Annotated in this window: 14 protein-coding genes; 9 read left to right on the top strand and 5 right to left on the bottom strand. The window is 70.9% G+C overall.

All coding sequences use genetic code 11. From position 1 onward, the window contains the following. Nucleotides 1-341 precede the first annotated feature (341 nt). The 3 genes from katG to F4561_RS27765 all read right to left on the bottom strand — a co-directional run bounded on the left by katG (nt 342) and on the right by F4561_RS27765 (nt 4,140). Entirely contained in the window at nt 342-2,585 is a 2,244-nt protein-coding gene (gene katG / locus F4561_RS27775; protein ID WP_184584543.1) for a catalase/peroxidase HPI, read from the bottom strand. A gap of 36 nt (nt 2,586-2,621) precedes the next feature. Then, nucleotides 2,622-3,053 carry a Fur family transcriptional regulator gene (locus tag F4561_RS27770; protein WP_184584541.1) on the bottom strand — a complete coding sequence of 144 codons (432 nt, stop codon included), beginning with the start codon at nt 3,051-3,053 and terminating at the stop codon, nt 2,622-2,624. 85 nt (nt 3,054-3,138) lie between these two features. Then, entirely contained in the window at nt 3,139-4,140 is a 1,002-nt protein-coding gene (locus tag F4561_RS27765; RefSeq protein ID WP_184584540.1) for a LacI family DNA-binding transcriptional regulator, read from the bottom strand. 315 nt (nt 4,141-4,455) lie between these two features. Between F4561_RS27765 and F4561_RS27760 the strand changes: the two genes are divergently transcribed. From F4561_RS27760 to F4561_RS27745, 4 genes are read left to right on the top strand one after another with little or no spacing between them, the layout of a single operon-like run. Then, nucleotides 4,456-5,412 (top strand): carbohydrate ABC transporter permease, encoded by a 957-nt coding sequence (locus F4561_RS27760; RefSeq protein WP_184584538.1) that lies wholly within the window; start codon nt 4,456-4,458, stop codon nt 5,410-5,412. Beyond that, nucleotides 5,409-6,230 carry a carbohydrate ABC transporter permease gene (locus tag F4561_RS27755; RefSeq protein ID WP_184584536.1) on the top strand — a complete coding sequence of 274 codons (822 nt, stop codon included), beginning with the start codon at nt 5,409-5,411 and terminating at the stop codon, nt 6,228-6,230. The genes F4561_RS27760 and F4561_RS27755 overlap by 4 nt, the downstream gene beginning before the upstream one ends. Beyond that, on the top strand, nt 6,227-8,947 hold the full coding sequence (locus F4561_RS27750; RefSeq protein ID WP_184584535.1) for an alpha-L-rhamnosidase: 2,721 nt from the start codon (nt 6,227-6,229) through the stop codon (nt 8,945-8,947). Before F4561_RS27755 ends, F4561_RS27750 begins: the two co-directional genes overlap by 4 nt. Nucleotides 8,948-8,998: 51 nt before the next feature. Continuing rightward, entirely contained in the window at nt 8,999-10,255 is a 1,257-nt protein-coding gene (locus F4561_RS27745) for an ABC transporter substrate-binding protein (protein WP_184584533.1), read from the top strand. Between the two features lie 69 nt (nt 10,256-10,324). On the opposite strand, the gene F4561_RS27740 is transcribed toward F4561_RS27745, so the two are convergent. Both F4561_RS27740 and F4561_RS27735 read right to left on the bottom strand, forming a co-directional pair. Beyond that, on the bottom strand, nt 10,325-11,452 hold the full coding sequence (locus tag F4561_RS27740) for an FAD-dependent oxidoreductase (RefSeq protein ID WP_184584531.1): 1,128 nt from the start codon (nt 11,450-11,452) through the stop codon (nt 10,325-10,327). Nucleotides 11,453-11,462: 10 nt separating this feature from the next. After that, complete coding sequence (locus F4561_RS27735; protein WP_246438172.1) at nt 11,463-12,437, bottom strand: cyclase family protein; 975 nt, start codon at nt 12,435-12,437, stop codon at nt 11,463-11,465. 116 nt (nt 12,438-12,553) lie between these two features. Between F4561_RS27735 and F4561_RS27730 the strand changes: the two genes are divergently transcribed. The 5 genes from F4561_RS27730 to pglW all read left to right on the top strand — a co-directional run bounded on the left by F4561_RS27730 (nt 12,554) and on the right by pglW (nt 19,890). Further along, nucleotides 12,554-13,462, top strand: a complete 909-nt coding sequence (locus F4561_RS27730; RefSeq protein WP_184584507.1) for a LysR family transcriptional regulator — start codon at nt 12,554-12,556, stop codon at nt 13,460-13,462. Between the two features lie 259 nt (nt 13,463-13,721). Then, nucleotides 13,722-14,525, top strand: coding sequence for a hypothetical protein (locus F4561_RS27725; protein ID WP_184584505.1), 804 nt, complete (start codon nt 13,722-13,724; stop codon nt 14,523-14,525). A 17-nt stretch (nt 14,526-14,542) separates the two neighbouring features. Next, a complete protein-coding gene (locus F4561_RS27720; RefSeq protein ID WP_184584503.1) occupies nt 14,543-14,836 on the top strand; it encodes a hypothetical protein in 294 nt (97 codons plus the stop codon). Nucleotides 14,837-14,866: 30 nt separating this feature from the next. Beyond that, on the top strand, nt 14,867-15,325 hold the full coding sequence (locus F4561_RS27715) for a HEAT repeat domain-containing protein (RefSeq protein WP_184584501.1): 459 nt from the start codon (nt 14,867-14,869) through the stop codon (nt 15,323-15,325). A 311-nt stretch (nt 15,326-15,636) separates the two neighbouring features. Then, nucleotides 15,637-19,890 (top strand): BREX system serine/threonine kinase PglW, encoded by a 4,254-nt coding sequence (gene pglW / locus F4561_RS27710; RefSeq protein WP_184584498.1) that lies wholly within the window; start codon nt 15,637-15,639, stop codon nt 19,888-19,890. Nucleotides 19,891-19,992: the final 102 nt, after the last annotated feature.

The following is a 19,992-nucleotide window of genomic DNA, read 5'->3' as shown; positions in this document are numbered from 1 at the left end:
GGCTGTTCTCCCGGGAAGCTCGGGTCCTGGGCGCCAAGAACCGCGCCGCAGTCGAATGGCGACAGTTTATGGGCGGAGAAGAACCCTCGCCACGCCCCGCTATCCCCCGCGGTCGCGGGGACGCGGCTCCGAAGCGGCCCGGGCGGATGGCCCGCCGGGTGCGGAACCCGCGACCGGTTCCGAACCGGCGAATGGCGCCGTGCGGACCGCAGCGAGGCCGGTTCGGGTGGTCGCCTTCTTTCGCGACTTTCGCGGAGAAGGGCGTGCGCAGAAAGGAACCGGCCCGGCCGTGGCGGCCGGGCCGGTTCCCGTGTGCGGGTCGTGGCGACCCGAGGAGCGGATCAGGCGAGGTCGAACCGGTCCAGGTTCATCACCTTGTCCCACGCCGCGACGAAGTCGCGCACGAACTTCTCCTTCGCGTCGTCGGCCGCGTAGACCTCCGCGACCGCGCGCAGCTCGGAGTTCGACCCGAAGACGAGGTCGTTGCGGCTCCCGGTCCACAGCAGCTCGCCCGTGGCGTCGCTGCGGCACTCGAAGGTCTCGGAGTTCTCGTCGGCTGGCTTCCACGTGACGCCCATGTCGAGCAGGTTCGCGAAGAAGTCGTTCGTCAGCGTCCCCGGCGAGTTGGTGAGCACGCCCAGCTCAGAGCCCTGGAAGTTCGCGCCCAGGACCCGCAGGCCGCCGACGAGGACCGTCATCTCCGGTGCGCTCAGGGTGAGCAGGTTCGCCCGGTCGACGAGGAGGTACTCCGCCGGAAGGGGGTGGCCCTTGCCGAGGTAGTTGCGGAACCCGTCAGCGCCCGGCTCCAGGTAGGAGAAGGACTCCACGTCGGTCTGCTCCTGGGTGGCGTCGCCGCGGCCCGGGGTGAAGGGCACCTCGATGTCGTGGCCGGCAGCCCTGGCGGCCTGCTCGACTCCGACGCAGCCGGCGAGGACCACGAGGTCGGCGAACGAGACCTGCTTGCCGCCGGTCTGGGCGGAGTTGAAGGACTCCTGGATCCCCTCAAGGGTGCGCAGCACGGTCGTGAGCTTCTCGGGCTCGTTGACCTCCCAGGAGTTCTGCGGCGCGAGGCGGATGCGGCCACCGTTGGCGCCGCCGCGCTTGTCGCTGCCGCGGAACGAGGAGGCCGCCGCCCACGCGGTGGAGACCAGTTGCGCGACGGTCAGGCCGGAGTCGCGGATCTGGTCCTTCAGGCTCGCGATCTCCGCGGGGCCGATGAGCTCGTGGTCCGGCGTGGGGACCGGGTCCTGCCACAGCAGCTCCTCGGAGGGCACCTCCGGGCCGAGGTAGCGCTCGATCGGGCCCATGTCGCGGTGGGTCAGCTTGAACCACGCGCGGGCGAACGCGTCCGCGAACGCCTCGGGGTCCTCCATGAAACGCCGCGAGATCGGCTCGTAGACCGGGTCGACCTTGAGCGAGAGGTCCGTGGTCAGCATGGTCGGAGCGTGCTTCTTCGACGGGTCGTGGGCGTCCGGAATGGTGCCCTCACCGGCGCCGTCCTTCGGCTTCCACTGCCAGGCGCCGCCCGGTCCCTGGTACACCTCCCACTCGTAGCCGAACAGGTTCGAGAAGAACCCGTTGCTCCACTGGGTCGGCGTGCTGGTCCAGGTGACCTCCAGGCCGCTGGTGATGGCGTCGCCGCCCTTGCCGGTGCCGTGGCTGTTCTGCCAGCCCAGGCCCTGCGCTTCGAGCGGGGCGGCCTCCGGGTCGGCGCCGAGGTTCGAGTCGGGTGCCGCGCCGTGGGTCTTGCCGAAGGTGTGACCGCCGGCGATCAGCGCGACCGTCTCCTCGTCGTTCATCGCCATCCGGCCGAAGGTCTCGCGGATGTCGTGGGCGGCGGCAGCGGGGTCCGGCCTGCCTTCGGGGCCCTCCGGGTTGACGTAGATCAGCCCCATGTGGGTGGCGCCCAGCGGGTTCTCCAGCTCCCGCTGCTCTTCGCTGAGGATGCGCTGGTCGCTGCCGAGCCAGGTGGTCTCGGCGCCCCAGTAGACGTCGTCCTCGGGCTCCCAGACGTCCTCCCGGCCGCCGGCGAAGCCGAAGGTCTTGAGGCCCATCGACTCCAGCGCCACGTTGCCGGCGAGGATCATCAGGTCCGCCCACGAGATGCTGCGGCCGTACTTCTTCTTGACCGGCCACAGCAGCCGGCGAGCCTTGTCCAGGCTCACGTTGTCGGGCCAGCTGTTGAGCGGCGCGAACCGCTGCTGGCCGGCGCCGGCACCGCCGCGGCCGTCACTGACGCGGTAGGTTCCCGCGCTGTGCCAGGCCATCCGGATCATCAGCGGGCCGTAGTGACCGAAGTCGGCCGGCCACCAGTCCTGCGAGGTGGTCAGCACCTCGTTGATGTCCCGCTTCACCGCGCCGAGGTCGAGCGTCTCGAACTCCTCGGCGTAGTTGAACTCCTCGCCCATCGGGTCGGCCACGGCCGGGTTCTTGGCCAGGACCTTCAGGTTGAGGCGATTCGGCCACCAGTAGCGGTTGGCCTCACCCTGGGTCGGGTGGGGGAGCCGGTCGCCGTGTACTACCGGGCAGCCGCCTGAGTTCTCCGCGTTCGCGGCGTCGGCGACTGCATCATGACTTTCAGACATGGACATCCTTTACGGACTGAGCGGAACAGCGTGCTTCTAGGAACTGCCTGTGCTGGAGCAGTCGGGGCACAGGCCCCAATAGAGGACCTCGGCCTCGTCGATCGAGAAGCCGTGGTCATCAGACGCGGTCAGGCACGGTGCGTGGCCCACGGCGCAGTCGATGTCGGCGATTGCCTCGCACGACCGGCAGACGACGTGGTGGTGGTTGTCCCCGACCCGCGTCTCGTAACGGGCCACCGACCCCAGAGGCTGGATGCGCCGTACTAGACCCGCACTGGTCAGCGCCTTGAGTACGTCATAGACAGCCTGGTGGGACACCGCACCGAGATTCCCGCGCACGATGCCGATGATCGACTCCGTGTCAGCGTGCGGATTCTCGTGTACGGCGGACAGCACCGCTACCCGGGGGCTCGTCACCCGCAGCGCGACCTCGCGCAGCATGCGCTCGAACTCCGAGGGCGTTGGCATACCCTGAAGTCTGTCGCTTTTTCTGGAATTAGTCAAGATTAGTGTGCGGGCCCGCGCGCCGGCGCCCGCGTGGACGGCCCGGAGCTCAGGCGGAGAACCGCTCGACCAGCCGGGGCGCGAACACCTCGCGGCGGTGGCTGTGCTCGGGGTTGCGCATCTCGTCGACGATGAGCTCGCCGGCCGTGCGGCCCAGTGCGTAGCCGTCGACGTGGACGGTGGTCAGGGGCACGCTGGCCGTGGTGGCGGCCACTATGTCGTCGTAGCCGACGATGGCGAGGTCGTCGGGGACGCGCAGCCCGGCGCGCAGTGCGACCTGCATCACTCCGAGGGCGAGCAGATCGTTGGCGCAGAAGACCGCTGTCGCCCTGTCGGTGGCGGCGAGCAGCTGCTCCCCGGCCCGGCGCCCCTGGTCCAGGGTGTAGGCGCCGGTGGCGATGACCCGCAGGTCATCGGGTGAGCGGCCGGTGCGCTCGAAAGCGCGGTGGCACCCGGCGCCGCGGTCGACCGACTGGCGCATGCCCGGAGGGCCCGTCACGAACGCGATGCGGTCGTGGCCGCGGGCGAGCAGGTGGGTGACCGCCATGTCGGCGCCGGCGGTGTCGTCCACCGCCACCGAGCACACGTCGGGGTGGTCGGTGGAGTTGTGGAAGAGCACAAGGTGCAGACCGCGCGCCCGCTGGCGTGCCAGCCACTCGGCCGAGAGGTCGGCGGGGGTGATCAGCACGCCCTGGGCTTTCTGCTGGGCCATCTGGTCGAGGTAGCGGGCCTCGCGGTCCGGGTCGACGTCGGTGTTGCACAGCACCACGCTCTGGCCCACCGAGTGCAGCAGGTCCTCGGCGCCGCGCGCGACGTCGGTGAGGAACGGGTTGCGGACGTCGTAGAGCACCAGGCCGACCGCGGTGCCCTGCTGGCTCCCGCCGAGCTGGCGGGCGAGATGGCTGGGCACGTACCCCAGCGAGTCGATGGCCGACTGCACCCGCTCGCGGGTGGGCCGGGCGACGACTTCGGGGCGGTTGAGCACGTTGGAGACGGTGGCGATGGAGACCCCGGCTTGCTGGGCGACTTCCTTGATGTTGACCGTCTTCACCGCTTCGACTCTCCGTCCACTGGGGCTTGTACCGCTTCAATTCTAGTGCCGCGCTATCGCGGTCATGTGCGCCCCCGGGTCCGTGTGCCGTGTTTCCCCTAATTACGCCCATGGTGACCGGCCGCCGGGTGACATAGATCAACAAAGCGAGTCGCGAAGTCTTGACGCCGGACCCGGCGAAACCTACGGTTGGCTCGCATCGGGATTGAAAAGTTTCAATTTTTAAAAAACGATTCAAGCTGCTTCCCCTCCACCCATCTGCGGTGCCACGTCCTTGTGAAACCGGTTCAAGGAACGCGTAAGGACCCCCCTTCCGTGACTCACCACGCCCAACCCGCGCCCCCCTCCGCGGCGTCCCCGCCCGGGGCACCGGCGCCGCCCCAGCCCACCCGCCGGCGGTCGCCGGTGGGGCGGATCCCCTTCTACTTCCTGGTGCCCGCCCTCTTGCTGTACTCCTTCGTGCTGCTGGTGCCCAGCGGCCAGGGTGCGGTGCTCGCCTTCACCGACTGGGACGGTCTCAGCCGCGGCTGGTCCTTCGTCGGCCTGGCGAACTTCCGCGATCTCCTGGACGACGGCGCCGCCCGGGGCGCAGTGCTGCATACGGTCACCATCGCCGTCGTTGTCACCATCGTGCAGAACACGGTCGGCCTGCTGCTGGCGCTGGGGGTCGACAGCCTTATCAAGAGCCGCAACGTGCTGCGGATCCTGTTCTTCGCGCCGGCGGTGATGACTCCGGTGGTCACCAGCTACCTGTGGCGCTACCTCTACGCCCCGGACGGCGCGATCAACTCCACGCTGGAAGCGGCCGGCCTGGGCGCGCTGGCCCAGGACTGGCTGGGCGACTCCGACCTGGCGATCTGGTCGGTCATCGCGATGGTGATCTGGCAGTTCTCCGGCTACTCCATGGTGATCTTCCTGGCCGGCCTGCAGGGCGTGCCCAAGGAGCTGCGCGAGGCCGCCGCCGTGGACGGCGCCGGTCCCGCCCGCCGGTTCTGGTACGTCATCCGGCCCATGCTGCTGCCCGCGCTCACGATCAACCTCATGCTGTCGATGATCAACAGCCTGAAGATGTTCGACCAGGTGTGGGTGCTCACCGGCGGCGGCCCGGGCCAGGCCACCGAGACGATGTCCACCCTGATCTACCGCAACGCCTTCCAGTTCGGCGAGTACGCCTACAGCACCGCGGTCGCCCTCGTACTGACCGCCCTGGTCGCGGTGATCTCCGCAGTCCAGTACCGCGAGATGGCGCGACAGGAGCGTGGTGCCCGATGAACCGCTACACCTGGCGCACCCTGCTGCTCGAAGCGGTCATGGTTCTCACCGCCGCCGCGTTCGCCTTCCCCCTCTACATCCTGGTCAACCTGTCGCTGCGCACCCCGGGCGACTCCGCTGCGGCGATGGTGCCCACCTCGGACCCCACGCTGGCCAACTACGCCGACGCCTGGCGGCAAGCCGGGCTGGGCGGCGCGATCGTCAACAGCGCGGTGGTCACCGGGTTGAGCGTGCTGATCATCGTGGTGGTCTCCGCGTTGGCGGCCTACCCGCTGGCCCGGGTCAGCGCCGGCTGGTCGCGGGTGACGTTCGTGCTGGTGATGTTCGGCCTGCTGCTGCCCTTCCAGCTCGCGCTGATCCCGCTGTACCAGACCATCCGCGACCTGGGCCTGCTGGGGACGGTGTGGTCGCTGGTCCTGTTCTACTCCGGGTTGCAGGTGCCGTTCTCCGTGTTCCTCTACACCGGATTCCTGCGCGCCCTGCCCCGCGGCTACGAGGAGGCCGCGCTGATCGACGGCTGCGGCCCGCTGCGGGCGTTCCGCAGCGTGGTGTTCCCCCAGCTGCGCCCCATCACCGGCACGGTCGTCATCCTCAACACGATCTTCGTCTGGAACGACTTCCTCACCCCGCTGCTCTACCTCAGCGGCAGCCCGCAGCAGACCATCCCAGTAGCGATCTTCGGGTTCGTCGGCCAGTACACCTCGCAGTGGCAGCTCGTCTTCGCCGGCCTGGTCATCGGCGTCGCGCCGATCCTCGTCGCCTACTTCCTGATGCAGAAGCACATCATCAAAGGATTCGCCGGAGGGATCAAAGGTTGACACCGTCACCGACCGCGCTCGCCCCCTACCACCCGCAGTGCGAGCAGCGCAGTGAACCGCTCGGCCTGGGCGGGGCGCACCCACGCTTCCGGTGGCGGCTGCGCTCGGCCCGCCGCGGCGACGCGCCCGCCGCCTACCGGCTGCGGGTCCTGCGGTGCCGCCCCGACGGCGAGGTGGACCGGCCGGTGTGGGAACCGGGCTGGGTCGAGTCCGCCGAGCACACCGGTGTCGCCTACGACGGCGAGCCGCTGGAGTCCCGCACCCGCTACGCCTGGAGCGTGCAGGTGCGCGACATCGAGGGCCGGGAGGGCGAACCCGTCTTCTCCTGGTTCGAGACGGGCCTGCTGCACCCCGACGACTGGAGCGCCGCCTGGATCGGGCGCGACCCGCGCACCGCGCCGCAGATGGAGCCGCCGCAGGACGTCCCGCTCTCGGCCGCCCTGTCCGACATCCCGCCGGCCGCCCACCTGCGCCGCGACTTCCGCAGCTCCGAAACGCCGGTGCGGGCGCGCGCCTACGTCACCGCCCGCGGGCTGTACGAGCTGCGGATCAACGGCCGCCGCGTGGGCGACGCCGAGCTCGCGCCCGGATGGACGGACTACCGCTACCGCCAGCCCTACCAGTCCTTCGACGTCACCGACCTGGTCACCCACGGCGAGAACACCATCGGCGCGGTGCTGGCCGACGGATGGTGGAGCGGCTATGTCGGCATGGAACGGCGCCGGCAGGGCCGCCACTACGGCCCGGCGCCCCGGCTGCTCGTCCAACTCGTCCTCGACTACCCCGACGGCTCGTGCCGCACGGTGGTGAGCGACGGCACCTGGAAGGAGGCGCCCGGCGCCATCGTGGCCGCCGACCTGCTGATGGGCGAGTACCGCGACGCCCGGCTCGAACCGCACGGCTGGGACCGCCCCGGATTCGACGACGCTGACTGGGCGCCCGCGGGCGTCTTCGGCCGCGACCACCACCTGCTGGTGGCCGAACGGGATGAGCCCGTCCGGGTCTGCGGCGAACTCCCCGCGGTCAGCCTGCGGCGCCGCGGGCCCGACCGGTGGATCGCCGACTTCGGGCAGAACGCTGTGGGGCGCGTCCGGCTGCGGTTGAGCGAAGCGGAGGGCGCCCGCGTGGTGCTGCGCCACGCCGAGGTCCTCGACGACAAGGGCGAGCTGTACACGGCGAACCTCCGCACCGCCGAGGCCACCGACACCTACGTCTGCGCCGGCAACCCCGGCGGCGAGGTGTTCGAGCCCGCCTTCACCCTCCACGGGTTCCGCTACGCCGAGGTCAGCGGCCTGTCACAGCCGCCCGAGCCCTCCGAGATCACCGCCCGGGTGCTGCACAACGACCTCGAGTGGACCGGCGAGTTCGACTGCTCCGACTCCGGTGTCAACCGGCTGGTGCGCAACATCCGCTGGGGCCAGCGCGGGAACTTCGTCGCGGTCCCCACCGACTGCCCGCAGCGCGACGAACGCCTGGGCTGGACCGCCGACGCGCAGATCTTCCTGCCCACCGCGTGCCTCAACGCCGACGCCGGCGCCTTCTTCGACCGCTGGCTGGACGACCTGATGGACGCGCAGACGCCGGAGGGCGCGTTCAGCGACGTCGCCCCGCTGCTGCTGTTCGACCGGGAAGGCGCCCCCGCCTGGGGCGACGCCGGCGTGATCATCCCCTGGCACCTCTACCGCGCCTACGGCGACGCGCGCCTGCTGGAGCGGTGCTACCCGGCGATGGCCCGCTGGGTCGAGCACATCCGGCGGGACAACCCCGGACTGGTCTGGCGCAACTCCACCGGCAACAACTACGGCGACTGGCTGCAGGTGGACGCGCGCACCTCCCGCGACGTGCTGGCCACCGCCTACTTCGCCCACAGCGCCCGGCTGGTCTCGCTGGCGGCCGACGCGACCGGCCGCCGGGAAGACGCCGAGCGTTACAGGCGGCTCGCCGACGAGATCGCCGCGGCGTTCCGCGCCGCGTTCGTGGACGGCGACGGCCGGATCGAGAGCGGGACGCAGACCGCCTACCTGCTGGGACTGGCCTTCGACCTGCTCACACCCGACCAGCGGGAGGCGGCCGCCGGGCACCTGGTCGCCGACATCGAGGCCCGCGGCCGCTCGCTGACCACCGGGTTCGTGGGCGTGGCGCTGCTGTGCCCGGTCCTGACCGAGATCGGGCGGGCGGACCTGGCCTACGCGCTGCTGCACGACGACCGCTACCCCTCCTGGGGCTACTCCATCGCCCACGGCGCCACCACGATCTGGGAGCGCTGGGACGGCTGGACCAACGAGGGCGGTTTCCAGTCGGCCGAGATGAACTCGTTCAACCACTACTCGCTCGGCTCGGTCGGTGCCTGGCTGTACCGGCACGTGGCCGGCATCGACCAGACCCCCGACTCGGTGGGCTACGCCGACCTGGTGCTCGCGCCCCGCCCCGGTGGGGAGCTGACGTGGGCGAGCGCCGCCTATGAGTCGGTGCGCGGCCGCATCGAGTCGCGCTGGCGCGTCGACGGAAACACCCTCTTCCTCGACGTGCTCATCCCGCCCGGGGCCCGCGCCCGCATCCGCGTCCCCACGACCGCGCCCGAGAGGGTCGCCGAATCCGGGCGGCCCGCCGCGGAGGCCGAGGACCTGGCCGTCCTGGAATCGGGCCCCGACCACCTCCTACTCAGCACCGGATCCGGCTCCTACACCTTCACCGCACCCGCGCACACCGCCGCGTGAGAACCGCGCGGCCCCACCCCGACACCCCCTCGCAGCACTACGGAGATCCCCATGACAACACCGCGCCGACTCCTACCCGCGGCCGCACTGGTACCGCTGGTCCTCGCGACCGCATGCGCGGGCGGCCCCGACGCGCAAGGCGGGGACGCCCTCAAGATCGCCTCGGTGGCCACCGACCGCGCGCCGATCGAGGCCGTCATCGAGAAGTTCCAGGAGGACAACCCCGACGTCGAGATCGAGACCACCTTCGCCGACACCGACCAGTACCAGGCCACGCTGCGCACCCAGCTGTCGTCGGGCACCGCCCCGGACGTGTTCTTCGCCTGGCCCGGCAACGGCAACCCCGGCGCCATCGAGGCCATCGCCCCGGCCGACTACCTCGCCGACCTGTCCGAGCACGAGTGGGCGACCGACATCCCCGAGTCGTTCAGGCCGGTGACGCAGGTCGACGGCACCCCCTACATCCTGCCCATGACCGCCTCGGCCATCGGTGCCATGTACAACGTGGAGGCGATGGAGGCCATCGGCGCCGAACCCCCCGCCACCTGGTCGGAGCTGCTCGACCTGTGCTCGGCCGCGCAGGAGGACGGCCGGGTGGCCTTCGCGGCGGGCCTGCAGACCGACTGGGTCACCCAGCTGGTGAACTACGCGCTGGTCGCCACCCTCGTCTACGGCGAGACCCCCGACTTCCACGAGCAGATGGCCGAAGGGGACGCCACGTTCGCCGATTCCGAGTGGCGCACCGCCATGGAGATGTACACGGAGATGGACGAGGAGGGCTGCTTCAACGACGACCCGGTGGGCACCAGCTATGAGAACTCGCTGCAGCAGGTGGCCGACGGCGACGCGGTCGCGGTGGTCCAGGTGACCACCAGCCTGAACCAGTTGCGCTCGGAGGCAGGGGACACCGAGTTCGACATGTTCGCGCTGCCCGCCACCGACTCCCCCGAGGAGACACTGATGCCCGGCGCGGCCGGCGGCGCCTACGGCATCAACGCCGATACCGGCAACCCCGACCTGGCCGCCGAGTTCCTGGACTTCATGGCTGAACCCGAGAACGTCGCCCTCTACGCCGAGGAGGCGGGCGCGCTGCCGGGCATCCCCACCGACATCTACGAGCTCGACCCGGCCCTTGAGACCGCCGACGAGTTCCAGCAGTCCGGACGCACCGTGCCGTTCATGGACCAGCGCTGGCCGAACGCCGAGGTGCAGTCCGCGCACTTCACCGGCGTGCAGGAGGTCTTCAGCGACCAGGCCGGCATCGACGACGCGCTCGCCGCCATGGACGAGGCCTACCAGGAGGAGTAACCGCCCCCACCCCGCGCCGGCGCCGGCACCCCCGGCGCCGGCGCCTTTGCCGCCTCTCCTCCGGTTACCTCACGCGGGCTCGGTGACCAGCTCGGCGATGCGGTTCATCAGGGCGGGGACGTCGGCGTCGGTGGAGCCGTCGCGGATCCACCGGGTCAGCAGCAGGGAGCTGTCGACGATGGTGCGGGTCCGGTCGAACCGCCGGGCGGTGAACGCGTCCAACAGCCCCTGGTCCAGCCGCTCGGCCGACAGCAGGACGTCGGCGAGCACCGAGGCGTCCTCCAGGCACATGGCCGCCCCCTGCGCGAGGGTGGGCGGGCAGGCGTGCACGGCGTCCCCGATGAGCGCGACGCGGCCGCGGTTCCACGGGGCGGGTACCAGTAGCGACTCGAAGGCCGTGTGGTTGACGCTCGCGTGGCCGTCCAGGCTCGCGCGGATCTCGTCCCAGAAGCCGTGGTAGCCGGCGGCGAGCCCGCGCACGATCCCCAGCCCCTCCGCACTCGACAGCATTGTCCGGTCCTGGCTGTCCTCCACCAGGTAGGCGTAGAGGCTGTCCGCGCCCGTCGGGCAGTAGCCGGCGATGTAGCAGGGGCCGTCATAGCACAGGTCCGTGCGCTCCAGGCCCGGAGGGCGGCGGGTGTGCACCCGCCAGATCGACATCCCGGTGGGCCGGGGCGCGGTGGTGATCCCCAGCAGGGACCGGGTGTGCGACCGGATGCCGTCGGCGCCCACGACCAGGTCGTAGCGCGCGCTGGTGCCGTCGTTGAAGGTCACGTCCACGCCCGACTCGTCCTGGCGCAGCTCGCTGGCGGTGAGCCCGAGGAGGACCTCGGCTCCCGCCCTCGTGGCCGCCGCGGACAGGATCTCCGCCAGCCGCGGACGGTCCATCCCCACGGTCGCGGGCAGGTCGGGACCGCCGGTGCGGGCGTCCGGGATCTCCGCCAGCACAGCACCGGAGGACGAGCGCAGCCCCAGCTCGTCGAACGCGAATCCGCTCTCCAGGACCTCGGGCAGCACCCCGACCTCGCGGAGCACGCGCAGGGCGTTGCCCTGCAACGTGATACCGGATCCGTGTACGGTCCAGTCGGTCTTGATCTCGGCGATCCCGACCTCCACGCCCGCGCGGGCCAGCAGAATCGCAAGGGAGCAGCCGGCGGTGCCTCCGCCGACGATCAGCACGGTGTTCACGGCGGGCATAGGGCGGTCCTCACTTCACTGCGATGGGGTTGACGGGGGAGCCGACGGCGCCCGTGACCGGCAGGGGCGCCGCGGTGAGCCAGAAGTCGTAGCCGCCGTCGGCCGCGCACTCCGCCGCGAGGGCGTCCAGGTCCCACATCTCCCCGATGTAGAGCCCGATGTGCGGAATCGCGACCTGGTGCAGCGGTTGGAAGGCGCCGTCGAACTCGTTGGGGCGCACCTCGAACCCCCAGGTGTCGGTGGCGATCGCCGCGATCTCGGTGCGGTGCAGCCATCCGGCGGTGCCGAAGGACAGTCCCGGTGCCGGCCCGCCGGCGTAGTCGCCCCAGCCGTCCCGACGGGCCCGGGTGAGCTGGCCGGTGCGCACGAGCACGATGTCGCCGCGGCCAACGCGGGAACTCTCGCCCTGGCGGGCGATGGTGTCGGCGAGGTGGCGTTCGGTGATCGCGAACCCGTCCGGGAGCTCGCCGGACTCGCCCAACGCGCGGCCGACGTCGAGCAGCACACCGCGGCCGGCGATCACCCCCGCGGCGGTCTCGATGCCGGTGACCTGGTCGCCCAGGCTGGTGACCACCTCGGCGGCGTTGCGGCCGTTCCACGCCCGGCCGTGGTCGAAGATGTGCCCCAGGCCGTCCCACTGCGTCGAGCACTGCAGCGGCATGAACACGACGTCGTCCGCGCCGCCGATCCCGTGCGGGAAGCCCTGGGTGCCCGCGGCCGCGTCCAGGCCGGTCTCCAGCATGGTGTGGACCGGGTTCGTGCGGCGCCGCCACCCTTTCTGCGGACCCTCCGCCTCGAAGCGCTGCGCCAGCGAGACCGACACGCCGCGCCGCACCAGCCGCGCGCCTTCGGCGCGCTTGGTCTCGGACAGGTAGTTCAGGGTGCCGAGCCGGTCGTCGTTGCCCCAGCGCCCCCAGTTGGAGCATTCGGTCGCGGCCTCGGCGATGGCGTGTTCGGCCTCCACCCGACTGGTCTCCGCGTTCAATGAGCCTCCCCTCAACGTGACTTGCTTCACGATGGCCCGGCCGCGCACCATCAGGGAAGACGAGATAGTTGATGGTGGCTATCAACGGCGGTTATATGCCGGGGCGGAGGAGGGAGATGCGGCTCGCCAACCTGGATCTGAACCTGCTGGTGACGTTGCAGGCACTGCTGCACGAACGCAACGTCACCCGCGCCGCGGAGCGCCTGGGGGTGAGCCAGCCGGCCGTGAGCGCCGCCCTGAACCGGCTCCGCCGGCACTTCGACGACGAACTGCTCAGCCGGGTGGGCAACGTCCACGTGCTCACCCCGCTGGCCGCGCGGCTGGTGGACCCCACCGACGCGACGGTGGCCAGCGCGCGCCGGGTGTTCGCCGCCCAACCCGACTTCGACCCGGCGCGCTCGGAGCGGGAGTTCGCCATCGCCATGTCCGACTACTCCCTGGCCGTGCTGGGCGACGCGCTGTCCAGCCTGGCCGAGGAACGGGCACCCCGCATCAGGCTGCACCTGCGCCAGTTGACCAACGACTCGGTCGACAACGCCGCCGAGGTGCTGCGCACCACCGACGCTCTGGTCCTGCCGCACGGCTTCCTGCGCGACCTGCCCTACCGCGACCTCTTCACCGACGACTGGGCGTGCCTGGTCTCGACGGACAACTCCCGGGTCGGCGACGAGCTGACCGTCAGCCAGCTCGGGGAACTGCCCTGGGTGTTCACCTACCACCGGCCAACCGCCTACACCCCGGCCGACCGGCAGATGCGCGCACTGGGTGTAGAGCCGGACGTCCGCATCGTGGCGGAAAGCTTCGTCGCGCTGCCCTGCCTGATCCGCGGAACGGAACGGATCGCGCTGATCCAGCGCAGGCTCACCGAGCAGGCCGGCGGCATGGCGGGGCTCCGCGCGCTGGCGTGCCCGTTCGCCCCCGACCCGCTGGTCGAGGCGCTGTGGTGGCACCCCATGAACGACCCCGACCCCGGGCACCGCTGGCTGCGCGACCTCTTCACCGCGGCCGCCGCCCGAGCGGGCTGAGCCGGCGCGGCCCGGCGCGGCCCGGCGAGACACGGCCGCGAAGCCGCGCCGGGCGCGCCGTCTCCGGCACCAGGGAATGCGGATTTCCCGCACGTACTCGCTGGAAACAGACTCCTCAATACGTTAAGTAAAAGAATAAAAACAATTTGTCACTACCAGTGTTGGGGGAGGGAGCCAGTGGGAACGTGACGGAGGGTGAACGAGCAGGCCGAGACCGCGGGGCCGTCCGGGCCGAACCGCGGCTATGGGGGTGGGGCCGGTGGCGGGAGAGTGCGTTCGGGTTGCGGTGGTCGTCATCGACGGGGCCAACGCGAATGTGAACCGGGATCTGGACGCGGGTAACCAGGTTTACCTGCCCGAGTGCGGCATGTGGATCGCCGTGGTGGCGCGGACCACTGTGGACCGGCCGGATCTGCTCGTCCTGGACCAGACCGACTGCCTGGCCAACGGGCACGAGGTCAGCGACGAGGAGGACGAGCTTTTCGACCTCGGCAGGGATCTGGGGGCGGACATAGTCGCCTACTACATCCAGGGCGACACGGCAGGGTTCCGCGGTTGCGCCGCCCACCCGCCGGGACGGCGCGGATTCTGGGTCGGTGACACCGCGACCCAGTGGACGTTCGCGCACGAACTGACCCACGTGGTCGGTGACAACGGGCATGTTGGGAACACGGACAACCTGATGTTCCGCAACACCGGACGGATCACCAACCCGCCGCCGGATCTGACCGACGACCAGTGCGCCCGGATCCGGCGGGACGAAGTGATGGGCGACTGCGTGCTGGCGGCGCAGGGGCGGCCGACGTTCCTGCGGGTGCACGACCGTGGTACGGGGTTCGGTCCGCCGGATGACCACATCGATGTCGAGGCGGTCGTGGAGCTGGACAGCCGGCCGGACGAGTTCTTCGGGTTCCAGATGCGGGACGACAAGGAGCTTCCCGCCCGCCAGGGGATGCTCGACCTGCTGCGGAGCGCGTTCGAGCACGACACGCCGGTCCGGCTGGACTACCGCCGCACCGGACTCACGACCGGAGTCGTACTGCGGGCCGCCGACCTACCTTGAGAGCACGGGAGAGACAGATGGCGCTATTGCAGTCCAGCGGCAAACTGACGTTCCTGCGGGTGCACGACCGTGGTACGGGGTTCGGTCCGCCGGATGACCACATCGATGTCGAGGCGGTCGTGCAGTTGGACAGCCGGCCGGGGGAGTCGTTCGGGTTCCAGATGCGCGAGGACAAGGAGCTTCCCGCCCGCCAGGGGATGCTCGCCATTCTGCGCGACGCCTTCAACAACGGGTGGACCACCACCCTCGACTACCGGATCGATTCGGGCAACAACAACGGCGTCATCATCCGGGTGGCGTTGCGGAAGTGACGAAACAACTCGCGGCCGTGGAGGAACACGATGGCGGAGATGCCACAGGAGTTGCGCGCCGCCCTGGAAGCGGATGACGCCGGAGAGTTCGCGCAGCTTCTCCGGCAGCGCCGCCCCGAGGATGTCGAGGCACTGCGGGACCTGCTGTCCACGGAGGACGACATCCCCGCCGACCACCGGACGAAAGCCATGTACGCCTTCGGACAGTGGCGGGAGGAGTCCGTGGTGCCGGAAATCCGCCGGTTGCTGCCGGGCCTGGACGAACGAGGCCGTATCGGTGCGCTGAGCGCTCTCGGACGCATCGGAACCCCGGACAGCGTGGAGGCTCTCGGCGAGCACGCCGAGGATCCCTCCCCGCAGGTGCGCAAGGCCGCGGCGGTCGGGTTGGGACGTGTCGGCACCCCTGACGCCCGGCGCCGTCTGACGCAGATGGCCCAGGCGGAGAGTGAGCCCTGGCTGCGGGACCTGGCCACCCGCAGCGCGTCCTGACCCAGTCCCGCGACGATCGTGCGGGCACGCGGGGTCGGGCCGCGGAACGCACCGCGCGCTGCGGCCCCGACCCTCCGCACGAGTGACCAGACGCGGGGCGACTCGGATTTCCCCTGACGCTCCCGGGTGGTGCGGTTCCTAGGAGGGTCCGCCGCGACCACAAGGCGGGGCGACGACGGTGCCCCGACCTGTCGCTCCTCGCGCACTGGGGAGCACACGGGGAAGGGCGGCTCTGCTTCGGCCGTGGGAGAGTGTCGGTGTTCGGCTCTATCCTGGATCCAGCGGTGACCCCCGGACCGGAAGGACGCGCCATGGCCGACAGGTGGTGGGGACCGCCCTCGGAGTATCCCTGGGAACAGCAGGGCCTCGATCACATCCGCGAGCAGATGCCCGACCGCGAGCCCTACCGCGCGTGGCAGTGCTTCTCCTTCACGGCCAATACCCGCCGGGTCCGCGAATGCGACCTGTTCGTCGTCACCCCCGGCGGCGTCTTCCTGCTGGAGCTCAAGGGTCACCCTGGCCGTGCCACCAACCGGGGCGGCACCTGGTTCGTCAACGGGCACGACAAGACCCGTGCCCTCGACAACCCCCTGCACCTGGTCGACCAGAAGGCCAAGGAGCTCAGGGGCCAGTTCCAGTGGGCGGCCCGCAACCTGCAGATTCCCGACCTGCGGGTCCCCTTCATCGAGGCGGGCGTCTTTCTCTCGGCCCCCGATCTGGTGTGCGAGTTCGACGACATCCAGCGGCAGTGCGTTTACGGGCGCGACGGCCTTGAGGACCAGACCACCCTCGGCGGCGTCTGGACCGACTTCCTGAACCGCCCCGGCCCCAATGGGCGGCCGTCGCCGGAGTTCCTGAAGAACGTGCGGCGGCTCATGGAGGAGATCGGCGCGCAGCCGATCGAGCGCGAGCTGGAGTTCGGCCACTACTCCGTGGACGGCCGCGCCTTCGAGTCGGGGCCCACCTGGACCGACTACCTCGGTTCGCACACCGACCTGCAGCGCAAGCACGGGCGCGTGCGCATCTACCACTACGGCGAGACCGACACCGACGAGCACCGCGAGTCGGTGCGCCGCGCCGCCGAGCGCGAGTTCCGTTCCCTCGACGGCATCGCCCACGAGGGCATCGTCAAGGCCGAGCACTACGGGGTCATCGACGGCCGCGGACCGGCGATCGTCTTCTCGCACAACGACAAGTGGCTGCGCCTGGACCACTACATGCGTGAGCACGGCGCCGGGCTGGACTTCGACACCCGGGTCGAGATGGTCCGCCAGCTCGCCGAGGCCCTCAAACACGCCCACAGCAACCGGCTGTTCCACCGGGCCCTGGCCGCCCGCAGCGTGTGGGTCGAGCTCGACGGCAACTACCCGCGACTGCGCATCGCGGACTGGCAGGTGGCCTCGCGGCAGCGCCCGGCGCTGAGCACCGGCGGCACCCGCCTCATCAGCGACTCCGAGAGCCTGACCGCGCATCTGGGCGCACGCGCACTGACCGCGCATGTCGAGAAGTCCGCCCAGGCCTACCTGGCTCCCGAGTTCCCCGGCTACGGCGGCGACGCGCGTGCCATGGACATGTTCGGCCTTGGCGCCGTCGCCCATCTGATCCTCAGCGACCAGGCGCCGGGCGAGAACCGGCGCGAGCTGAGCGAGCGGATCCGCGAGCACGGCGAACTCGCGCCCGCAGCCGTCAACGACGATGTCACGCCGCTGATGGACACCCTCGTGCGCGAGGCCACCAGGGCCGACCCCGACGAGCGCACCGGTTCGCCGCGCGCGTTCCTGCGCCGCCTCGACGAGATCGACGAGCAGCTGAACCGCTCCGAGGTCGTCACCGACCCGCTGGTGGCCGTCAAGGGCCAGGAGGTCTACGAGGGCTGGGAGGTCGCCAACGTCCTGGGCAAGGGCTCCACATCGCGTGCGCTGCTGGTCCGCAGGCCCGGCCGCGGCGGACGCGCAGAGGAGCAGGTCTTCAAGGTCGCGGTCAACGAGAACTCCGCGGCCGAGAAGCTGCGGCGCGAGGCGCAGCAGCTCGCCGCACTGAGCAACCCCCGCGTCGTCGCGCTCGCCGGCGAGGACGGCGGTGCGATCACCATCGGCGAGCGCACCGTCCTGCCGCTGGAACCTGCGGGCCAGATGACGCTCGCCGAGTACCTGGAGTCCAGCCTGGGCGTCGAGGAGCTGCACCGGTTCGGCCGCCACCTCTTCGAGATCGTCGACTACCTGGAGGGCAAGGGGGTCCTCCACCGCGACATCAAGCCGGCCAACCTGGGCGTGCGCGAACGCACCCGTAAAAAGGGGCTGGAACTCGTCCTCTTCGACTTCTCCCTGGCCGGGGTCCCCGCCGACAACACGACTGCGGGCACCAAGGGCTACCTCGACCCGTTCCTCGACGTCGACGAGCCGCCGCGCCGCTACGACGATGCGGCCGAGCGCTACGCCATGGCGGCCACCCTGCACGAGATGGCCTCGGGCGAGCTGCCGGTCTGGCACGAGGATGGCGTGGACCTCGCGTTCCTGCCCGCCGAGGTCGAGCAGCCGCGCCTGGCCGAGGAGTCCTTCCCCGAGCAGATGCGGGGCCACCTTCGGGTCTTCTTCCAGCGCGCCCTGCACCGTCGCCCCGCGCAGCGGTTCTCCTCGCTGGAGGAGATGCAGGACGCCTGGGAGAAGGTCTTCCAGTCCGCCGACCCGGCGGCCGGCGCCGCCGAGGACGAAGAGACCCGCCAGCGCAACGCCGAGACCGCCACGGCCGACACGCCGCTGCACCTGGCGGGCCTCAGCCCGGTCGCCCTGGACGCGGCCACGCGGGTGCTGCGCTGTGAGACCGTGGGCGACCTGCTGAACCAGCCCACGCCCGAGATCCGCAAGAAGCGCGGCGTCTCCTTCCACACCCGCAACGAGCTTGTCAGCATGGTGACGACCTGGCGCGACCGGCTGGGCGTGGCCGAGCCGGATCTGCGGGTGAGCCCGAAGCTCCCGTCCGGCGCCGACGAGCAGGCCAAGCGCGAAGCCAACATCGACAAGGTGATCCGGCAGTTCGTACCCAACACCACCGAGGCCAACGCCGCCTGGGTGCGTGTGGCGCGGCAACTGCTGGGCCTGCCGGAGCACGGGCCCCGACGGCCCCGCTGGCCCACGACCGCGCAGGTCGCCGACGAGCTGGGACTGGAGCAGGAGTACGTCACCCGGCAGCTGGAGACCGCGCACACCTACTGGAACCGCAGCGCGTCGCTGCTCGGTGCGGTGCGCGACGATGTCGTGCAGATCCTGGCCGGTCACGGTCGGATCCGTGAGGTCGGCCAGATCGCCGAGGAGCTTCTGGACATGCGGGGCTCCGAACGCGACACCGCCATGACGCGCCTGGCGCTGGCGACGGCCGCTGTGCGGGTGGCGGTCGAGAGCGAGGCGCAGCGCGAGGACCCGCGCTTCACCGTGCGCCGGCACGGCTCGCGGGTGCTGGTGGCCCAGATCATTGACGACGACCCCACCGTCCCGGTGGAGGCCGACCTGCTCGACTACGCGGCCGCGCTGGGGGCCGCCGCCGACCAGTTGGTCGACTTCGACGACACGGCGCCGCTGCCCACCGCGGAGGAGGTGCGCACGGCGCTGCGCGCCGTTCGGGTCGAAGAGGGGATGAGTCTTCTCTCCGACCACGACCTCGTGCATCTCGCCGCGGCCGCTTCCGAGCGCGCCCAGGTGACGATCCGGCGCGAGCTCTACCCCGCGACCATGGGTCTGGAGCGAGCGCTGCAACTCGCGCAGGCGGTCGGCTACCTGGGCCCACCGGGCATCACCCCGCAGCAGATCCGCGACCGGGTCAAAGCGCGGTTCCCCCGGCTTCCCGAACCCACCGACGAGCAGCTGTGGGACCTGCTGTCGGCCAAGCACCCGAAGTTGGTGGCCCGGACCGCGGACGGAGACACCGCCACCTGGGTGCTACCGCCCGAGGTGACGACGCTGCGGTCCAGCTCGCAGACGGGCGGGCACGGCGTTTTCGCCGCGGCTTCGGACGCCGAGCAGGACCGTGTCCTGCGGCGGCTGGAGCGGTCGACGGCCCGCGGGGGCTACCTCGCCGTCAAGGTGTGGCTCACCGAGGCCGAGGCCGCGGCACAGCTGCTGGCCGAGCGTCCGGACGTCTCCGCGGTGGACGTCTCCGCGGAGTTCGTGGCCGTGCTGAACGAGCTCATCACCGAGTTCGGCGGCCCGCCGTGGCCCGTGGTGCTGAAGGCCGACACCGAGAGTGGTCCCGCGGCGTTCGGCAACATGGTCGCCGACGCCTGCGCCCGGCTCGGCGAGCGCATCCGTTCCGCCGGAGCCGAACGCACGGTGTTCCTGCATGGTGCCACCCCGTTGTCGCGGTATCTGGCCGGGCGCAAGCTGCTGACCGACCTGGCACAGCAGGCCCGCGAGAGCGGCACCGCCCCGCACGGGCTGTGGCTGCTGTGCCCGATGCGCAGCCCGCAGGCGCCGGCCGCCCTGGACTCGGTGCCCGCGGGGACCATCACCGACGCCGAGCAGCTTCAGGTTCCGCGCGGGTTCGGTGTAGTGGAGCACGCCGCGGCGTCGTGAAAAGCGGAAGCGGTGGGCCGCTCTGGGTGCTGAGGGATGGGGCGGCGGGGCGCCCGCTTTCTTTGGGCGCCGTGGGATGGTGCGGTGTGCGCTCGGCGGCAA

The sequence above is a fragment of the Lipingzhangella halophila genome (genome assembly GCF_014203805.1).
Lineage (GTDB): Bacteria > Actinomycetota > Actinomycetes > Streptosporangiales > Streptosporangiaceae > Lipingzhangella > Lipingzhangella halophila.
The sequence above is the reverse complement of the archived record's forward strand: the minus strand, read 5'-3'. Positions and strand labels throughout refer to the sequence as shown.

Coding starts and splice junctions, on each gene's coding strand:
- katG (WP_184584543.1), bottom strand. CDS start 2,585: ATGTCTGAAAGTCATGATGCAGTCGCCGACGCCGCGAACGCGGAGAAC.
- F4561_RS27715 (WP_184584501.1), top strand. CDS start 14,867: ATGGCGGAGATGCCACAGGAGTTGCGCGCCGCCCTGGAAGCGGATGAC.
- F4561_RS27730 (WP_184584507.1), top strand. CDS start 12,554: ATGCGGCTCGCCAACCTGGATCTGAACCTGCTGGTGACGTTGCAGGCA.
- pglW (WP_184584498.1), top strand. CDS start 15,637: ATGGCCGACAGGTGGTGGGGACCGCCCTCGGAGTATCCCTGGGAACAG.
- F4561_RS27755 (WP_184584536.1), top strand. CDS start 5,409: ATGAACCGCTACACCTGGCGCACCCTGCTGCTCGAAGCGGTCATGGTT.
- F4561_RS27745 (WP_184584533.1), top strand. CDS start 8,999: ATGACAACACCGCGCCGACTCCTACCCGCGGCCGCACTGGTACCGCTG.
- F4561_RS27770 (WP_184584541.1), bottom strand. CDS start 3,053: ATGCCAACGCCCTCGGAGTTCGAGCGCATGCTGCGCGAGGTCGCGCTG.
- F4561_RS27720 (WP_184584503.1), top strand. CDS start 14,543: ATGGCGCTATTGCAGTCCAGCGGCAAACTGACGTTCCTGCGGGTGCAC.
- F4561_RS27740 (WP_184584531.1), bottom strand. CDS start 11,452: ATGCCCGCCGTGAACACCGTGCTGATCGTCGGCGGAGGCACCGCCGGC.